The sequence below is a fragment of the Burkholderia sp. BCC0397 genome (assembly GCF_902832865.1).
In the GTDB taxonomy this organism is placed as follows: domain Bacteria; phylum Pseudomonadota; class Gammaproteobacteria; order Burkholderiales; family Burkholderiaceae; genus Burkholderia.
The window spans coordinates 1-16,968 of sequence record NZ_CADFDL010000017.1; the positions used below are offsets into that span (position 1 = coordinate 1).

Genomic DNA, 16,968 nt, shown 5'->3' on the forward strand with positions numbered 1-16,968 from the left:
AACCAGTTTGCTATCCTGTTCGGCGAGCGATTTATGCAGGCGCGTGGATAACGTGCTGTTCAACCGCCTCGCCCACAAAAATGCGGACAGGTTCGCGTTAGCGGGTCCAGGCCTACCATTTCCTTACATGCTCAGATGGCGTAGGCAAGCTCCCGCTCTTCCACTTTCTCGTTGAACGAACCCGTTCCAATGGTCGGCGCTTCCTCACAAGCACTGAAGTGGTACCCGGCATAGTGCGCGAACACTCGAATGTCCTTCCCTCCGATGCGACGCTTTTGCAACGCGTATGCTCGAGCGGATTCGGAAAGAAAGAATCGATGTTCGCCGTTACCCGGCTCAACGCTCACCAGCGACTTCTCGGTCAGTTCAGCAATGTCGCTGGCAACGTCAGACAGCGTATACCTCGCATCACATACCAGCGCGCGCAATGCCTCGAAAGTAAAAGCACTCTGGAATGCCGCAACGTGACCCAATAGCTTCTGACTCGACGGGCTCAGCGACGCAAAGCTCCAATCGAAGCTGGCCTGTAACGTCTGGTGGTGCGCAAGCGCCGTTCTGTATCCCCGCGTCAGCAACTTGAAGCGATCGTCGAGAAATCCGTGAACACCTCGAACGCCCAATGCACCGATACGCCCAACTGCCATTTCGATCGCCAGTGGATTACCGTCGAGCCGACGGCAGATATCGCCAACGAGACGAGCGCTTTTTCTTAAAGTATCAAGGTCGCAACCCGACTGTCGCGCGCGCTGCAAGAACATTTGCACTGCCTCACAATCCAGCAGCTCTACGATGGATGACTCCGGACGTGGCACTTGGAGCGGGCGCACGTGGAAGACAGTCTCACCCGATACCCTCAACGGCTCACGGCTCGTGACGAGTACCCGCAAGTTGCCAAGCCGCATGCAAACTGAATCGACCAGTCGAGCGACTGCATCGATGACGTGCTCGGCGTTGTCCAGCACCAGCAGCGTGCGGTCTCGCGGCAAAACTGCGACTAGCGCGTCGACCGCCAACCTGTCGTCCCGTATCGACAGGCCGAATGCCGTCGCGATTTTTTGCAAAACCGCTTCTGGAGAGGCAGCATCGGAAAGCGCGACGAAACGCGTGATATCAAAACGGCCGCTTACTGCCGCATGAGCAACTTCAATTGCCGCGCTCGTTTTCCCGACTCCCCCGGCGCCCACCAGTGTCAATATATGCGTCGTGTCCAGTATTGCCGCAATATTGGAGACCAGGCTGTCGCGTCCCGTGAGCGCCCCGTGCCGTCGCGGAATATCGCTGTCGCCCTGCCTGAGCGGTGTAGCCCTCGTCAAATTCGCGCTCGCGGCTGATCTCTGCGTCAGTTGGTAACCGCGACCGGGTACGGTCACAATCAGGTCGCGTTGCGGTCCGAGCAATTTTCGCAACGCGGAAATATGGACCTGCAGATTGTTCTCTTCAACTACTGTTCCGGGCCAGACCGTGGCCATCAACTCGTCTTTCGTTACGAGACGTCCCGCCGCTGACAAAAGTACCGCGAGCACGTCAAATGCACGCGAACCGACATGGATAGCCTTCCCATCACGTCGTAATGAGCGCGTCGACAAATCGACTTCGAGTGTGCCTAGCAACATGACTCAGGCCTCGTCCATTAGACAAACCGGGCCACTGAGCCAGCAACCGCTGCTTTCATCGGCCGGATCGCGAAAGTTCACCGTGATCGCGGACGGACGTCCCATCGCCACACCCTGACGCACGACGATGCCGCGTCCCGCTCCGGTGACGAGCCCATAGCGATGCGCGCCGTACAGGAGCGCTGCCGCTGCGATGCCGGTCGCCGCGTCTTCCGGATAGCCGGACGCGCGCGGGAATTGCCGTGCGTCGAACACGTGCGGTGCATTGGCATCTAGCGAAAACGGATACAGACCGGTCGACGACAGCGCGTCGCATAAGGCCTGGATTTGGTCGAGTTTCGGCGTGATCGCATTCAGCCGTGAGGTCGTGCGGACCGGCACCAGCGTTTTGGTGCGGCTCGTCGTTGCGTTGACGATGCCGAGAGGCAGCAGCTCGCCGGCATCAAGGTTCAACACATCGAGTGTTCTGGCAATGAGCGCCGCATCGATAACCGGCTCGACGCGTCCCGCCGGCTGGCTGACTTCGATCCGCGCGTCGGACGCGTCGTACCGCGCTTCGACGCTGCCGCTCAGCGTTTCAATCAGCGCCGTGTTCGTGCGCCATGCGCCTGTGTGACGCAGCAGCCACAATGCGCCCAGCGCCGCGTGTCCGCACATCTCCATCTCGTGGTTGGGCACAAAAAAGCGGAAGCGAAAATCATGGTGCGGGTCGACGGCGCGCATCACAAACCCGCTTTCCAGACCATACGCGCGGGCCACCTCTTTCATCTGCGCGTCGGACCAGCCGTTCGCGTCGAGCACGACCGGGGCCGGATTGCCGCCCTCGTCGGTGGTGAAAAATACCCGTACAACCCGCACACGTTGTACGATGCTCATGCGCTTGCTCCCTAATTAACTCTGCCTATCGGTGTGCCGCCTTTTGTGAAGCTGGCGGGAAGGCCAGTCCGTCGTCCCTCGCAGCATGCACGGTCTGCGTTTTTTATTCGCTTCCATTTGGGCCAGAACATGCTCACTATCGGGCCATGGTGGTTTGCGTCAGCGCGTTGTCCATCCCCTATAAAGTCCCAAGTCGCAGGTTCTCGCCATGTTTTATCAGACGTCTAAATCGCACATTCCCGCCGACCGCGTGGCTGCGACCCGTCGCATTACGATGGCCGATTACGTGACGTCGTGGCACGAGCACGAAGAGTTCATGTTCCTGCTGCCGAGTCAAGGCACGCTGACGCTGACTTCGGAGTGTTCAAAGCATTCGCAACGCATCAGCGCCGGCGTGCTTGCGATGGTTCCTGCCGGGATTTTTCACGACACGGCGAGCAATCCCGGAGAGCACTGCCATACGGCGGTCTATGCGGAGCGCGACTTCGTTTCGTTTTGTGCGCGCAAATCCAATGTCCGGATCGCCGGGGGCGATGCACCGCGCTACTGCGTGCCGCCGCCTGCTCTGCTTGGGGCACTGCGTTTGCAAACACAGTTCGACGCGGGCGACGAAACGGCGGAAGCACACGATATGTCGCGGTATCAAAGCGATCTGGTCGATCGGCTGATTGCGTCAGCGTGCGTGGCGGCGGTGCTAAGCGCCGCACCGAGCGGCGCCAATCCGAAGATCTCGCGCGAGCAACTGGTCAGTGAAATCAAGGCGTATCTTGACGTCATGCTGGCGGAGCGGATCGATATCGAGACAATCGCTTCGGAATTCGCGATATCGCGACGTCATCTCACCCGGATCTTCCGCGAGGAGACCGGCGAAAGCCTCACCGATTATCAGCTCCGGCAACGTGTCATGCGCGCGCGTTCGCTCTTGAATGTTCCCGGCACGACCGTGCTGTCGGCAGCCCTGAGCGTAGGGATCGAATCGCCGTCCTACCTGGCAAGGCTATTCAACAAGTTCGGTATGCCTGCGCCCCGCGATCTGAAGGCATCCCGTGCTCGATGCAACTGATGCCTCTTCACTTCCGAGTTCTGTCAGCTCCATCAGACTCGAACCACTCATCCGGTAAATTCTGGCGTACCTGACCGCTCGCGATAAGCTTGTTGCCGGCAGTTTGGACGCGGCAGCCCCGGACTGGGACGGTGAACGGCCGATGCCGCACCGACAATATCTGCCGTGTCATCACACGGTGTGCGGCAAAAGCCCACACTGCAACTGTTCAATTTCCGCACACCGAATCGCATCCACCCGCCAATCCATGCGGGCGCTACGGATGGGAAAAAACCCGGATACCCCCGTTTCACCACCCTCGCCTACCCTCGCGCGCATGCCGGTCGACGCCCAAGCAACGATCCGGCCGATCCGAATTTCCCAGGAGCGCATATGGATAGCACCAACCCCGCACTGTTCGACACCGACGTCTGGCGCAGCAAGATCTTCACCGGACGCTGGCACGCAAGCCCGCATGCGGCCGACGTAATCGAACCGGCGACCGGCAACACGCTCGGCCGCATCGGTCTTGCCGATAGCGCAGCCATCGCCGAAGCATCGGCCGTCGCCCATCGCGCGCAGCCCACATGGTTCGCCCTCCCCTACGACGACCGCGCAGCGGTGCTACGCCGCGCCGCAACCATCGCCGAAACACACTTCGACGCGATCGTCGACTGGCTCATCCGCGAAAGCGGCTCAACCCGCGCGAAGGCGTCGTTCGAAACCTCCGTCACGATCAAGGCACTGCACGAAGCAGCCAGCCTGCCATCACGCGCAGCCGGCGAAGTGCTGCCGTCCGCAGCCGGCCGGTTGTCGCTCGCGCGCCGCCGCCCGCGCGGCGTGGTCGGCGTGATCTCGCCGTTCAACTTCCCGCTGTACCTCGCGATACGCGCGGTCGCGCCCGCACTCGCGCTCGGCAACGCGGTCGTGCTGAAGCCCGATCCGCGCACCGCCGTGTGCGGCGGCGTCGCGATCGCCCGCGTGTTCGAACTCGCCGGCTTGCCGGCAGGCCTGCTGCACGTGCTACCCGGCGACGGCGCAGCCGGCGCGGCGCTGGTCGCCGATCCGCACGTCGCGATGATCCAGTTCACCGGCTCCACCATGGCCGGGCGCAAGGTCGGCGAAGCGGCGGGCCGCCACCTGAAGAAGGTGTCGCTCGAACTCGGCGGCAAGAATTCGCTGATCGTGCTCGACGATGCCGATCTCGACCGCGCGGTCGCGAACACCGCATGGGGCGCGTACCTGCATCAAGGCCAGATCTGCATGGCGACCGGCCGCGTGCTCGTGCAGCGCGCGATTCACGACCGCTTCGTCGCGAAGCTCGTCGAGAAGGCGCAAAGCCTGCGCGTCGGCGATCCGGCCACCGGCGACGTCGGCCTCGGCCCGCTGATCAACGCCGCGCAACGCGACCATGCGGCGAACCTGGTCGACGCGGCCCGCCGCGCGGGCGCGCGCGTCGAGACGGGCGGCGGCCATCGCGGCCTGTTCTTCGAGCCGACCGTGCTGAGCGGCGTCGCGCCGGGCAATCCGGCGTTCGACGAGGAAATCTTCGGGCCGGTCGCGATCGTCGTGCCGTTCGATACCGACGAAGACGCGATCGCGCTCGCGAACCAGACCGAATACGGGCTGTCGATGGCGATCCTGTCCGCCGACGTCGGCCGCGCGCTGAGGATCGGCGAGCGCTTGAACACGGGGCTGCTGCACATCAACGACCAGACGGTCAACGACGAAGTGATCAACCCGTTCGGCGGCGTCGGCGCATCGGGCAATGGCACGAGCATCGGCGGGGCGGCAAACTGGGAAGAATTCACGCAGTGGCAGTGGCTGACGATCAAGGGCGAAGCGCCGCTGTATCCGATTTGACGAGGAGACCGATCATGTACACCGAACACGATACACGCGCCGTCACCGCGGCCGTCGCGCGCGCCGCCGGCGCGCCCTTCTCGATCGAAGCGGCCCGCATCCGCGCGCCGCGCGGCGACGAGGTACTGGTGCGCGTCGTCGCGACCGGCTTGTGCCATACCGACCTGATCGTGCGCGACCAGTACTATCCGGTGCCGCTGCCGGCCGTGCTCGGTCACGAAGGCGCCGGCGTGGTCGAGGCGGTCGGCCCGAACGTGAAGACGCTCGCCGCGGGCGATCACGTCGTACTGACCTACGGCGCGTGCGGCCACTGCGCGTCGTGCGTCGGCGGTCACGGCGCGTATTGCCGGCAGTTCTTCGCGCTGAATTTCGGCGGCGCCGACGCCGACGGGCAGACGGCCATCCGCGACGAAGCCGGACAGCCGCTGCACGATCATTTCTTCGCGCAGTCGTCGTTCGCGAGCTACGCGCTCGCGCGCGAGAACAACGCGATCAAGGTGCCGAAGGAAGCGCCGCTCGAACTGCTCGGCCCGCTCGGCTGCGGGATCCAGACCGGCGCGGGCGCGGTGATCAATTCGCTCGCGGTGCGCACGGGCAGCAGCTTCGCGAGCTTCGGCGCGGGCGCGGTCGGCATGAGCGCCGTGATGGCCGCGCGTATCGCCGGCGCGACGACGATCATCGCGGTCGATATCGTGCCGTCGCGGCTCGCGCTGGCGCTCGAGCTCGGCGCGACGCACGCGATCAACAGCCGGGAAGTCGACGTGGTCGATGCGATCCGCGAGATCACCGGCGGCGGCGTCGACTTCGCGCTCGAATCGACCGGGCTGCCGGCCGTGCTGTCGCAAGGGATCGACGCGCTCGGCCCGCGCGGCACGATGGGCGTGGTCGGCGCGCCGAAGCTCGGCACCAAGGCCGAATTCGACGTGAACAGCCTGCTGCTCGGCGGCCACACGATCCGCGGCATCGTCGAAGGCGACAGCGTGCCGCAGACGTTCATCCCGCAGCTCGTGCAACTGCACCTGCAAGGCCGGTTTCCGTTCGACCGGCTGGTGAAGTTCTATCCGCTCGAGCAGATCAACCAGGCGGCGGAAGACAGCAGCAACGGGAGCACGCTCAAGCCGATCCTGCGTTTGCCGCATTGAACGCCGGTAACGCCGCCGGCCGCCGACGCAAACCGGCGGCACGCGGCGGCACCCTTGCCGGAACCGAAAATACCCTGCTTCAGGCGCCGGGCTATATTACGCATTCGCGCGACACGCCGGCCGGCACACCCGGCCCGGACATTCGACCCACATGGAGCGCAGCGTGAACCCAGCCCCCGACTCCCTTTCACGGCCGGTCGACCTCGACCGGCTCCGCGCCCGCTTCGCGGCGGGCGAGCCGCTGCCGGAAACGGCGTTGCCGGCCAGCGTCGCGCGCTCGTGGCTGCGTTCGCGCGACGCCGGGCTGCGGCCATGGCAAACCGCCCGCTATGAAATGCAGCGCGAACCCGACGAATCGCGCGCGGACCGGCGGCTGACCCGCTGCATCGCGCAGGAGATCGAGCCGCTGTGGGCCGCGTTCGGCGGCAGCGAGTGGACGATCATGTGCGTCAATCCACACGGCACGATCGTCCATGCGCGGCGCAGCCCGCAATGCGACGACTCGCTGCTCACGCCGATCGTCGCCGGCCGCCGGATCGTCGAACCGAACATCGGCACGACCGCGCCGAGCTGCGTGATTCACGACGGCGCCGAAACCGTCGTCGCGGGCGCGCAGCACTATCTCGACGAGTTGTCGCGGGTGTTCTGTCTCGCGGTGCCGCTGGTCGGCTTCGACGGCGAAGTGATCGGTGCGCTGGATATCACCGGCATCGGCCGGCGCAATGTCGCGCAGTTGCGCGAGTCGTTCCGGCACGCGTCGCTGTCCGCCGAGCAGCGGCTCTATGCGATGCTGCGCGACTGCCATCTGCTGCAGGTCCAGCATGACGCGCGTTGGCTCGGCACGCCGCTCGCCGGCGTCGTCGCGCTCGACGAAGCGGGCCGCGTGCGTGCGGTGAGCCGCCTGGCACGCCAGATGCTCGACCTCGCGCCCGCCGGGCCGGTGGCGCCGTACGATCTCCGGCAGCTGTTTCCCGGCGCGACGCCCGCACAACAGCGCCGTCTGCTGACACCGGCGCGCACGCCGCAGCGGATCGCGCGCGACGATGGTAGCCACGTATGGGTGCGCACCGTGCGTGCGCCGCTCGGCCGGGCGACGATGGCGCGTCAGGCCGATGTGTTCGAAGAAGCCGCCGATGTTTGCAACGTGACGTCGGCCGCCAGTCCGCAGGCGAGCCTGCACGAACAGTCGCTCGATGCGATCCGGCGGACGCTCGCCGAGCACGACGGCAACGTGTCGGCGGCCGCGCGGCAACTCGGCATTTCACGCACGACGCTGTACGCGAAACTTCGGCAGCTCGATGCGGCGGGGATCCGGCACGACGGGCCGCATTGACGATCGGGATGAAGCGGGCCGTATGGCGATGGCGCCAAGCCACTGCCCGCCGCTCATGCAGCCGCAACGCGAGCCACGCGATCCCGGCCGCGAACGCACCGACCACACCGCCGAAGGTGCCGATCCACGGCAGCCCGAAGTCGCCCGCGATCACCGAATGTGGGTGCGCCGACACCATGACGATGTCGCAATGTGTCGGCCGACGGCACAGCGGCGGCGAACCCTACTCGCGCCACGTCGCATCCGCGAGCTTCACCACCAGTTCGTCGTACACCACCCGGATACGCCTGGGCATCGGGCCGCGCCGCGGCCGATAGACGTGCAGCTTCCACGGCTCGGGCTCGAGGCTCCGCAACACCCGCACGAGGCGCCCCTTTTTGACGTACGGCCGGACCAGATATTCCGAGCACTGACCCAGCCCCACCCCCGCGCACACGGCCTCGATCTCCACCTCGGTGTCGTCCGTCAGGTAAGCCGGCGACGACGGCACGAACTGATGCTCGCCGCGAAACATCCACGGCCACGGGCGCCCGCTTGCACGATCGATCAGGCCGGTCACCGGCATCGCTTCGAGTGCCTTGCGGTTTTTCGGCTCGCCCAGCCGCCTGATCAGCGACGGCGCGGCCACCACCCACATCGGCAGCGGCCCGACCATGCGCGCGACGAAGCGGTTGTCGCCGATTGCGCCGACGCGCACGCCGATGTCGATCTGCTCGTCGACCACCGGCGACGGCACGTCGGACAGCCGCAGATCGGGCACGAGCCCCGGATACCGCTGCATGAGCCCGGTGAGGATCGGCTGCACGTAATGCCGCCCCATGCCCGACGGCGCGGTGATCCGGACGACGCCGACCGGCTCGTCGCGCTGCCCGGCGGCAGGCCCGAACAGCCCATCGACGACGGCCAGCGCGCCCTGCGCGTCGCGCGCGAACGACTGGCCGAACGCGGTGATCCGGATGCTGCGGGTCGTCCGGTGAAACAGCGTTTCGCCGAGCATCTCCTCCAGCTCGCGCACCGCGCGCGTGACGACCTGCGGCGACACGCCGAGCCGCGCGGCCGCCTCGCGAAACGTCGGCGCCGCGGCAGCGGCGGAAAAGATCTTCAGGATATCGAGGCGGTTGAGCATGGGAAGCCTTTATGATGCTCGCGACAAAGCGATTTTAATTCCTCAAAAAGGAATTCTAAATGCGCCATTGTTCCATTTTCTTGTCGCCGCCGAGCGACCACAATGCGCATCAGACGTCGCTTCGACGCAACGGGTCAACCACCATGGAGAAACGCCTCATGAACGCAAGCACGCACTCTGCCCCACTCGAAGGCCGCATCGCGCTGGTGACGGGCGCCAGTTCCGGCATTGGCCGCGCCTCGGCGATCGAACTCGCGCGGCGCGGCGCGAAGGTCGTCGTTTCCGCCCGGCGCAAGGCCGAACTCGATCGGCTGGTCGATGAGATCGCGACCGCCGGCGGCGACGCGAGGGCATTCGCCGCGGATGTCGCGAACGAAGCCGATCTCCGCAAGCTGTTCGATTTCACGGTGTCGGCCCACGGACGCCTCGACATCGCGTTCAACAATGCGGGCACGGAAGGCGTGTTCGCGCCGCTGCTCGAGCAGGACGCGGAAAGCTACGACCGGGTGTTCGAGCCGAACGTGCGCGGCGTATTCAACTCGATGAAGTTCGCGGCCGACATCATGCTGCGCCAGGGCGCGGGCAGCATCATCAACAATGCGTCGATGGGCGGCGTCATCGGCTTCGAGAATGCATCGGTGTATATCGCGAGCAAGCACGCGGTGATCGGGATGACGAAGACGGCGTCGATCGAATGGTTCAAACGCGGCGTGCGCGTCAACGCGCTGTGCCCGGGGCTGATCGATACGCCGTTCCATCATCGCGGCATCTGGCCATCGGAAGAGGCACGGCTCGCCTTTGCCGAATCGACGCCGGCCGGCCGCTGGGCGTCGGCCGACGAGATGGCGACGATCGTCGCATTCCTCGCGTCGGACGATTCCAGCTATGTGTCGGGGCACGCGCTCGTGGCCGACGGCGGCTATTCGGTCGCGTGATCCACCGGGCGCGCGCCGCGCAGCGGCTTCAAGGCGCGGGGGCCGCGACCGCCGCTTCCCGTTTCGCGTGGAGCCGCAACGCGGCCCACGCGATCCCCGCCGCGAAGATCGCGACCACGCCGCCGAAGGTGCCGATCCACGGCAGTCCGAAGTCGCCCGCGATATGGTTGCCGAGCAGCGCGCCGGCGCCGATGCCGACGTTGTACAGCCCGGAGTAGATCGACACGGCCAGGTCGGTCGCCTCCGGCGCCAGCTTCAGCACCCACGCCTGCATCGCCAGCCCGAAACAGACGATCGCGCCGCCCCACACCAGCGTGTGCACGGACAGCGTGACGATGTTCAGCGCGCACGGGAACAGGATCAGCAGGCAGCCCGACAGCGCGACGATCGACGCCAGCAGGAAATCGTCGGGCCGGTGCGGATAGATGCGATTGAAGCAGAGCGCGGCCGGCAGGCCGGCGACGCCGAACAGGATCAGCACGTACGTGATCCGGCTGTTGCTCGCATGGTTGATGCTCTGCACGAACGGTTCGATGTACGTGTACGACGTGAAGTGCGCGGACACGACGAGCACGGTGATCGCGTACAGCGCGACCAGCGCCGGCTTGCGCAGGAACACGCCGATGCTGCTCAGCGACCCTGCGCCCTGGCTCGGCAGCAACGGCAGCGTGGCGCGCAGCAACAGCAACACGACGCCCGCCGCGCCCGCGATGATCAGGAACGTGACGCGCCAGCCGAACGCCTCGCCGATCACGCGGCCGAGCGGAATCCCGGCCACCATCGCGATCGCCGAGCCCATCGCGATCAGGCTGAGCGCACGGCTTTTGCGGTCGCTCGGCGCGAGCCGCACCGCGAGCGGGATCGAAATCGACCAGAACACCGCATGCGCGCATGCGATGCCGAGCCGGCCGATCATCAGCACCGTGAAATTCCACGCGAAGCCGGTCACGACATGGCTGCCGACGAACACCAGCAGTGCCACGCTCAATAGCTTGCGGCGCTCGACGTGCCGCGTGACGAACGTCAGCGGCAGCGATACGACGGCAACGGCCCACGCGTAGATCGTCAGCATCAGGCCGACCGCGGTCGGCTGCATCTGCAGGCTGTCGCCGATCGCGCTCAACAGCGCGACGGGCACGAATTCGGTGGTATTGAAGATGAAGGCGGCGAGTGCCAGGGCCAGAACGCCCCACCACGATTGTTCGGAACTGACGGCGTCGGGGGTTGCCATACGGGGATTCGACGAAGGTTGGGCGCACACGGGCGGCCCGCCCGGCGCATCGGCGCGATTGTACCAGCGGTGGTCGATACGCTGCCGCCGGGCGCGGCGCGTACGGCGCGGGACATGGCGGTGACACGGCCGCGCGCCGATAATGTGACGAATTGGGTTTTGCCGACGATTTGCCCGAACGCCATCGGGCCAGGAGATTCACATGCGCATTGAAACGTCATTTCTGTTCGATCTCGACGGCACGCTCGTCGACAGCGTCTATCAGCACGTGCTCGCTTGGAAGGAAGCACTCGATGCCGAGGGCATCGAACTGTCGGTGTGGCGCATCCATCGCAAGATCGGCATGAGCGGCGGCCTGTTCCTGAACCAGTTGCTGCGCGAGACGGCCGGCGACATCGACGCGGAGCGCGTCGAGCGGCTCGCCCGGCTGCATGCGGCCGCGTATCAGCGGCTGCGCGCGCAGGTCCGGCCGCTGCCGGGCGCGCGCGAGCTGCTGGCCGCGTTGTCGAACGCCGGCATTCGCTGGGCGATCGCGACCAGCGGGCGGATGGAAACCGCGGCCATCAATCTCGAAGCGCTCGGCGTCGATCCGGCGAAGAACGTGGTCGTCACGCGCGATCAGGTGAAGTACGCGAAGCCGGACCCGGACCTGTTCCTGACCGCCGCCGCGAAGCTGAACGTGCCGATCGAGCATACGGTGGTGGTCGGCGACAGCATCTGGGACATGCTCGCCGCCGCCCGCTGCCGCGCGCTGGGTGTCGGGCTGCTGTCGGGCGGCTACGGCAGCGACGAGCTGGAGCGTGCGGGTGCATTGCGCGTGTATGACGATCCGGCGGATTTGCTGTGGCATCTCGACGAGGTGGCCGCGCGGCCGTAGGCGCTACACCGCCCGCCTGACCAGCATCGTCCGGATCTCCGAAATCGCCTTCGTCGGATTCAGCCCCTTCGGGCACACGTCCGTGCAGTTCATGATCGTCCGGCAGCGGAACAGCCGGTACGGATCCTCGAGATTGTCGAGCCGCTCGGCCGTCGCGAGATCGCGCGAATCGGCGATGAACCGATACGCCTGCAGCAGCCCGGCCGGGCCGACGAACTTGTCCGGATTCCACCAGAAGCTCGGGCACGCGGTCGAGCAGCACGCACACAGGATGCATTCATACAACCCGTCGAGCTGGTCGCGCTCTTCCGGCGATTGCAGCCGCTCGCGCGCGGGCGGCGTCGTGTCGTTGATCAGGTATGGCCGGATCGAGTGGTACTGGTTGAAGAAGTCGGTCATGTCGACGATCAGGTCGCGCACCACCGGCAGCCCCGGCAACGGCCGCAGCACGATCTCGCGCGGTAGCGTCTGCATGTTGGTCAGGCACGCGAGGCCGTTCTTGCCATTGATGTTCATCGCGTCCGAGCCACAGATGCCTTCGCGGCACGAGCGTCGATACGACAGCGTCTCGTCGCCGCACTTCACGCGGCCGAGCACGTCGAGCAGCATGCGGTCGGCCGGGTTCACGTCGATCTCGTAGCGCTGCATGTAAGGCGCCGTGTCGCGATCGGGGTCGTAGCGGTAGATATGCAGGGTGCGCGGATCGCTCATCGGTTCCTCCCGGCGCGGGCCGGCATGGGTTCACGGGGTACTGCGGGGTGCTGCCGCGGCACACGGCGACGCAGGCGCCACGCCGGTCAGTCGTCGTCCACGCGCTTGTCGATCAGATAGCGGCCGCGCTCGAGCCCCGCGCGCAGCGCCTCGACCTCGGTCAGCCATTCGGGGCCGGCGGCCTCCGGTACAACTAGCTCGATGCGCGCGCCGGCGACGTACACCTGTACCTCGTCGCGCCATGCGCCGCGCTCGTTGGGGTGCGCCCAGACGAGAATCTCGTGACCGCGATACGGGTCCCGAACCTGTGCGTCCTGTTGATGTGCCACGGTGGCCTCCTGTCTTATCTGCGATGGCGATGCAAAAAATGCGCGCCGCCTGCGGGCCGCGCACACCGTTGGCCATGTGCGCACGTGCCGTGCCCGGCCGGCACGCTGCTTGCGTCCCTTTTCCGCATCGAACCGCTGCCGGGCCCGCATCGCGCAGGGCCGGAACGGATGCCCCTCATGCTCGGCCACCTCGAATTACTCGGACGCCTGCCGCTGGCCGCGCCGCTCGGCAGCGTGATCGGGCTCGAACGCGAGCGCCTGAACTGGGCCGCCGGGCTTCGCGCATGCTCGTGTGCGTGGGCGCCGCGCTCGTGATGCGGGTGTCGACGTTCGGCTTCGAGGACGTGCGCGGGCAGGACGGCGTCGTGCTCGATCCGTCGCGGGTCGCCGCGCAGGTGGTGGCCGGCATCGGCTTTCCGGGCGCGGGTTCGATCCTGCTGCGCGGCGAAATGGTGCGCGGGCTGACGACGACGGCGAGCCTGTGGGCGGTGGCCGGCGTCGGGCTCGCCGCGGGCGGCGGCATGGTGATTGCGTCGACCTGTCAACCCGACACCTCGTCAAGGAGTTTCGTGTGACCCATACCGACCTGCTCTCCTATCTCGTGACGAGCCAGCTGACCGTGCGCATGCGCAGCGGAGCCTGGCTCACGACCAGCCAGCTGGTCGGCGCGCAGCGCGCGTGGCTCGCGAGCCGGCACGCCGAATGCGACTGGTTCGACCGGATCAGGATCGCGCACGCGTCGGCGACGATCGCGCAGGAGATCTACGAGATCGCGGTCGCCTACGGCGATCCGCACAGCGGCGAACGCGTGCGGCTCGATGCGCATTCGCCGGAACTGCGGGCGCTGCGCGCGCGCTGCGACGCGCTGCTGCAGCGGATCGACGGCGACCGGGACGTCGGCGACCGATGATCGTGCCGGATCGCGCGACCCGCGCCGACGACCGCCGGCTCGACGCCGCGCCGGCGGACGGCCTGCCGCGGCACGGCCTGCTCGAACGCGGGCGCAACTGCGACGCGATCCGCGGCGCGGACCGCTTCGCGATGCTGGTCGACGGCGACGCGTACTTCTCGACGCTGCGCGCCGCGCTGCTGCGCGCGCGCCATACGGTGTTCATCGTCGGCTGGGACGTCGACAGCCGGATGCGGCTCGCGCCGGGCGGCGCCGGCGACACGTTGCCCGACACGCTCGCGGCCTTCCTGCACGCGCTCGCGTCCGCCCGCCACAACCTGCGCATCTACGTGCTCGCGTGGGACTTCGCGATGATCTACGCGCTGGAGCGCGACTGGCCGCCCGTGTATCGGGCCGGCTGGCGCGCGCATCGCGGCATCCGGTTCCGGCTCGACGATGCGCACCCGCGCGGCGCGTCGCATCACCAGAAGCTGGTCGTGATCGACGACCGGCTCGCGTTCGTCGGCGGCCTCGACCTGACGCGCGCGCGCTGGGACACGCCCGCGCATGCGGCCGACGACCCGCGCCGCCGCGACGAGCACGGCATGCCGTACGGGCCGTTCCACGACGTGCACGCGATGTTCGACGGCGACGCGGCCGCCGCGATCGGCGAGCAGGCGCGGGCCCGCTGGCTGCAGGCGTGCGGGCGCCCGATCGCGATCCGCGCGCAGCGCCATCTCGACCGGGCGGACGACGACGATCGGTGGCCGCCCGATGCACGCGTCGACGTGCGCGACGTGCAGCTCGGCATCGCCTATACGGCGCCGCGCCACGGCGGCCGCGAGCCGGTACTCCAGGTGCGCGCGCTCGTCGAGGACGCGATCCGCGCCGCGCAGCGGCACCTGTATGTCGAAAACCAGTACTTCACCGCGGCGGTGGTGCGCGAAGCGTTGTCCGCCCGCCTCGCCGACGCGCGCGGGCCGGACGTGACGGTCGTCGCGCCGCGCGTGCAGAGCGGCTGGCTGCAGGAAGCGACGATGGGCGTGCTGCGCGCGCGGCTGCACGCGACGCTCGCGTCGGCCGACCGCTTCGACCGCTACCGGCTGCTGTATCCGCACGTCGACGGGCTCGGCGACGCGTGCGTGAACGTGCACAGCAAGGTCGCGATCGTCGACGACGAATGCATCGTGATCGGCAGCGCGAACCTGAACAACCGCTCGATGCTGCTCGATACCGAATGCTGCATCGCGCTCGTCGCGGCCGGCGATGCACGCCTTCGCCGCGCGATCGCCGGCATGCGCGAGCGGCTGCTGGCCGAGCATCTCGGCACGACGCCCGCGGCGGTGGCCGACGCGTTCGCGGGCGGGGAGCGGCCGAACGCCGTACTCGACCGGCTGCGCGCGAAGCCGGGCCGCACGCTGCGCACGCTCGACCCGGCCGTGTCGCCGCAATTCGAGGCGCTCGTGCCGGTCAGCGCGCGGCTCGACCCGGAGCAGCCGATCGAACCCGACCGGTTCGTCCGCGAATTCGTGCCGCACGAGCAGCATCGCTCGCTCACCGCGCGCTTTTTCGTGCTCGGCGCGATCGTGCTCGCGATCGCCGCGCTGGCGCTCGCGTGGCGCTTCACGCCGCTGGGCGCGCACCTGAACGTCGCGTCGCTGTCGCGCGCGGTGGCCGGCATCGCGCGGCTGCCGGCCGCGCCGGCGCTGCTGCTCGCGGCCTACGTGGTCGCGGCAACCTTCGCGGTGCCGATCACGCTGCTGATCGCCGCGACGGGGCTCGTGTTCGGCGCATGGCCGGGCTTCGCGTATGCGGGCGTCGGCTCGATGGCGGCCGCCGCCGCGACCTATGGGCTCGGCCGCTGGCTCGGGCGCGACGCGGTGCGCCGGCTCGCCGGCCCGCGCGCGAACCGGCTGAGCGAGCACATCGGCCGGCGCGGCGTGGTCGCGATGGCCGCGCTGCGGCTGCTGCCGATCGCACCGTTCACCGTCGTGAACCTCGTCGCCGGCGCGTCGCACATCGGGCTGCGCGACTTCCTGATCGGCACCGCGCTCGGGATGCTGCCCGGCATCTTGCTGACCGTCACGTTCGCGCACCAGCTGACCGCGGCGCTCAGCCATCCGGGGCCCGGCGCGTTCGCGTGGCTCGCGGCGATCGGCCTCGCGCTGGTCGGCGTATCGATCCTGCTCGTGAGGGTGCTGCGACGATGGCGCTGAGCACCCACGCGGCCCCGCCGCCGCACGTCGTCACCGCCGACGCGGCGCCCGCCGCCGCGCCGGGCGGGCGCGACCTGCGGATCGCGACCTACAACATCCGCGGCGGCTACGGCGCGTGGCCGGCGCGCGCGGCCGACCGGATCGCGGCGGTGATCGACGAGCTCGACGCGGACGTGATCGCGCTGCAGGAAGTGCCGCTCGGCGGCACGCGTGCGCCGGACGTGCTCGCGCACCTGCGCGACGCGACCGGCATGCACGCGGTGGCGGGCCCGACGATCGACACGCCGGAGCGCCGCTACGGCAACGCGGTGCTGTCGCGCTGCCCGATCCGCGCGGCGCGCACGCTGGACCTGTCGTTCCACCCGCGCGAGCCGCGCGGCGCGCTCGACGCCGACATCGACTGCGGCGCCGGCACGATCCGCGTGGTCGCGACCCATCTCGGGCTGTCGGCCAGCGAACGCAGCGCGCAGGTGCAGCGGCTGCTCGCGGCATTCGACACGGGCGCGATGCCGGTGATCCTGCTCGGCGACATCAACGAATGGTTCGTGCGCGGCCGCGCGCTGCAGGCGCTCGTCACGCGGTTCCGGCGCGCGCCGGCGCCGCGCACGTTCCCGACCGTGTGCCCGGTGTTCTCGCTGGACCGGATCTGGATCCATCCGGGCGAGCTGCTGGTCGACGTGGTCGTGCACCGCAGTGCGCGGGCGCGGCACGCGTCGGACCACTATCCGCTGGTGGCCCGGATGCGCGCGACGCCCGCGACGGGCACGGCGCTTGCGCGGTGAGCT

General features: G+C 67.8%; 15 protein-coding genes and 1 pseudogene. 10 read left to right on the top strand and 6 right to left on the bottom strand.

The window, feature by feature from the left end:
- Nucleotides 1-131: 131 nt before the first annotated feature.
- Entirely contained in the window at nt 132-1,613 is a 1,482-nt protein-coding gene (locus tag HWX03_RS32400; protein WP_175874065.1) for a winged helix-turn-helix domain-containing protein, read from the bottom strand.
- A 3-nt stretch (nt 1,614-1,616) separates the two neighbouring features.
- On the bottom strand, nt 1,617-2,489 hold the full coding sequence (locus HWX03_RS32405) for a PhzF family phenazine biosynthesis isomerase (protein WP_175874066.1): 873 nt from the start codon (nt 2,487-2,489) through the stop codon (nt 1,617-1,619).
- A gap of 208 nt (nt 2,490-2,697) precedes the next feature.
- On the opposite strand from HWX03_RS32405, the gene HWX03_RS32410 reads away from it, so the two are divergent.
- The 4 genes from HWX03_RS32410 to HWX03_RS32425 all read left to right on the top strand — a co-directional run bounded on the left by HWX03_RS32410 (nt 2,698) and on the right by HWX03_RS32425 (nt 7,869).
- Entirely contained in the window at nt 2,698-3,552 is an 855-nt protein-coding gene (locus HWX03_RS32410; RefSeq protein ID WP_175874067.1) for an AraC family transcriptional regulator, read from the top strand.
- A 372-nt stretch (nt 3,553-3,924) separates the two neighbouring features.
- Nucleotides 3,925-5,394, top strand: a complete 1,470-nt coding sequence (locus tag HWX03_RS32415; protein WP_175874068.1) for a benzaldehyde dehydrogenase — start codon at nt 3,925-3,927, stop codon at nt 5,392-5,394.
- 14 nt (nt 5,395-5,408) lie between these two features.
- Nucleotides 5,409-6,536 carry an NAD(P)-dependent alcohol dehydrogenase gene (locus HWX03_RS32420; protein ID WP_175874069.1) on the top strand — a complete coding sequence of 376 codons (1,128 nt, stop codon included), beginning with the start codon at nt 5,409-5,411 and terminating at the stop codon, nt 6,534-6,536.
- A gap of 163 nt (nt 6,537-6,699) precedes the next feature.
- On the top strand, nt 6,700-7,869 hold the full coding sequence (locus HWX03_RS32425; RefSeq protein ID WP_244132834.1) for a helix-turn-helix domain-containing protein: 1,170 nt from the start codon (nt 6,700-6,702) through the stop codon (nt 7,867-7,869).
- A gap of 223 nt (nt 7,870-8,092) precedes the next feature.
- Here HWX03_RS32425 and HWX03_RS32430 read toward each other — a convergent pair whose 3' ends face one another.
- A complete protein-coding gene (locus HWX03_RS32430) occupies nt 8,093-8,995 on the bottom strand; it encodes a LysR family transcriptional regulator (RefSeq protein ID WP_175874071.1) in 903 nt (300 codons plus the stop codon).
- Between the two features lie 158 nt (nt 8,996-9,153).
- On the opposite strand from HWX03_RS32430, the gene HWX03_RS32435 reads away from it, so the two are divergent.
- Nucleotides 9,154-9,930, top strand: coding sequence for a glucose 1-dehydrogenase (locus tag HWX03_RS32435; protein ID WP_175821354.1), 777 nt, complete (start codon nt 9,154-9,156; stop codon nt 9,928-9,930).
- A gap of 28 nt (nt 9,931-9,958) precedes the next feature.
- Here the strand turns inward: HWX03_RS32435 and HWX03_RS32440 are convergent, their stop codons facing one another.
- Nucleotides 9,959-11,161 carry a sugar transporter gene (locus HWX03_RS32440; protein WP_175874072.1) on the bottom strand — a complete coding sequence of 401 codons (1,203 nt, stop codon included), beginning with the start codon at nt 11,159-11,161 and terminating at the stop codon, nt 9,959-9,961.
- 202 nt (nt 11,162-11,363) lie between these two features.
- Here HWX03_RS32440 and HWX03_RS32445 point away from each other — a divergent pair, with 202 nt between their 5' ends.
- On the top strand, nt 11,364-12,038 hold the full coding sequence (locus HWX03_RS32445; protein ID WP_027785977.1) for an HAD family hydrolase: 675 nt from the start codon (nt 11,364-11,366) through the stop codon (nt 12,036-12,038).
- A gap of 3 nt (nt 12,039-12,041) precedes the next feature.
- On the opposite strand, the gene HWX03_RS32450 is transcribed toward HWX03_RS32445, so the two are convergent.
- Both HWX03_RS32450 and HWX03_RS32455 read right to left on the bottom strand, forming a co-directional pair.
- Complete coding sequence (locus tag HWX03_RS32450; RefSeq protein WP_174429770.1) at nt 12,042-12,749, bottom strand: succinate dehydrogenase/fumarate reductase iron-sulfur subunit; 708 nt, start codon at nt 12,747-12,749, stop codon at nt 12,042-12,044.
- Between the two features lie 86 nt (nt 12,750-12,835).
- Nucleotides 12,836-13,078, bottom strand: coding sequence for a DUF6566 family protein (locus tag HWX03_RS32455; RefSeq protein WP_175874073.1), 243 nt, complete (start codon nt 13,076-13,078; stop codon nt 12,836-12,838).
- A gap of 177 nt (nt 13,079-13,255) precedes the next feature.
- Here HWX03_RS32455 and HWX03_RS32460 point away from each other — a divergent pair.
- The 4 genes and pseudogenes from HWX03_RS32460 to HWX03_RS32475 all read left to right on the top strand — a co-directional run.
- Nucleotides 13,256-13,714: pseudogene (locus tag HWX03_RS32460) on the top strand (MgtC/SapB family protein); the annotation flags it as partial.
- A complete protein-coding gene (locus tag HWX03_RS32465; RefSeq protein ID WP_175874074.1) occupies nt 13,650-13,988 on the top strand; it encodes a hypothetical protein in 339 nt (112 codons plus the stop codon). The pseudogene HWX03_RS32460 and the gene HWX03_RS32465, both read left to right, overlap by 65 nt.
- Nucleotides 13,985-16,183, top strand: a complete 2,199-nt coding sequence (locus HWX03_RS32470) for a VTT domain-containing protein (RefSeq protein ID WP_175874075.1) — start codon at nt 13,985-13,987, stop codon at nt 16,181-16,183. The genes HWX03_RS32465 and HWX03_RS32470 overlap by 4 nt, the downstream gene beginning before the upstream one ends.
- Nucleotides 16,174-16,965, top strand: a complete 792-nt coding sequence (locus HWX03_RS32475) for an endonuclease/exonuclease/phosphatase family protein (RefSeq protein WP_175874076.1) — start codon at nt 16,174-16,176, stop codon at nt 16,963-16,965. Before HWX03_RS32470 ends, HWX03_RS32475 begins: the two co-directional genes overlap by 10 nt.
- The last annotated feature ends 3 nt before the right edge of the window (nt 16,966-16,968 follow it).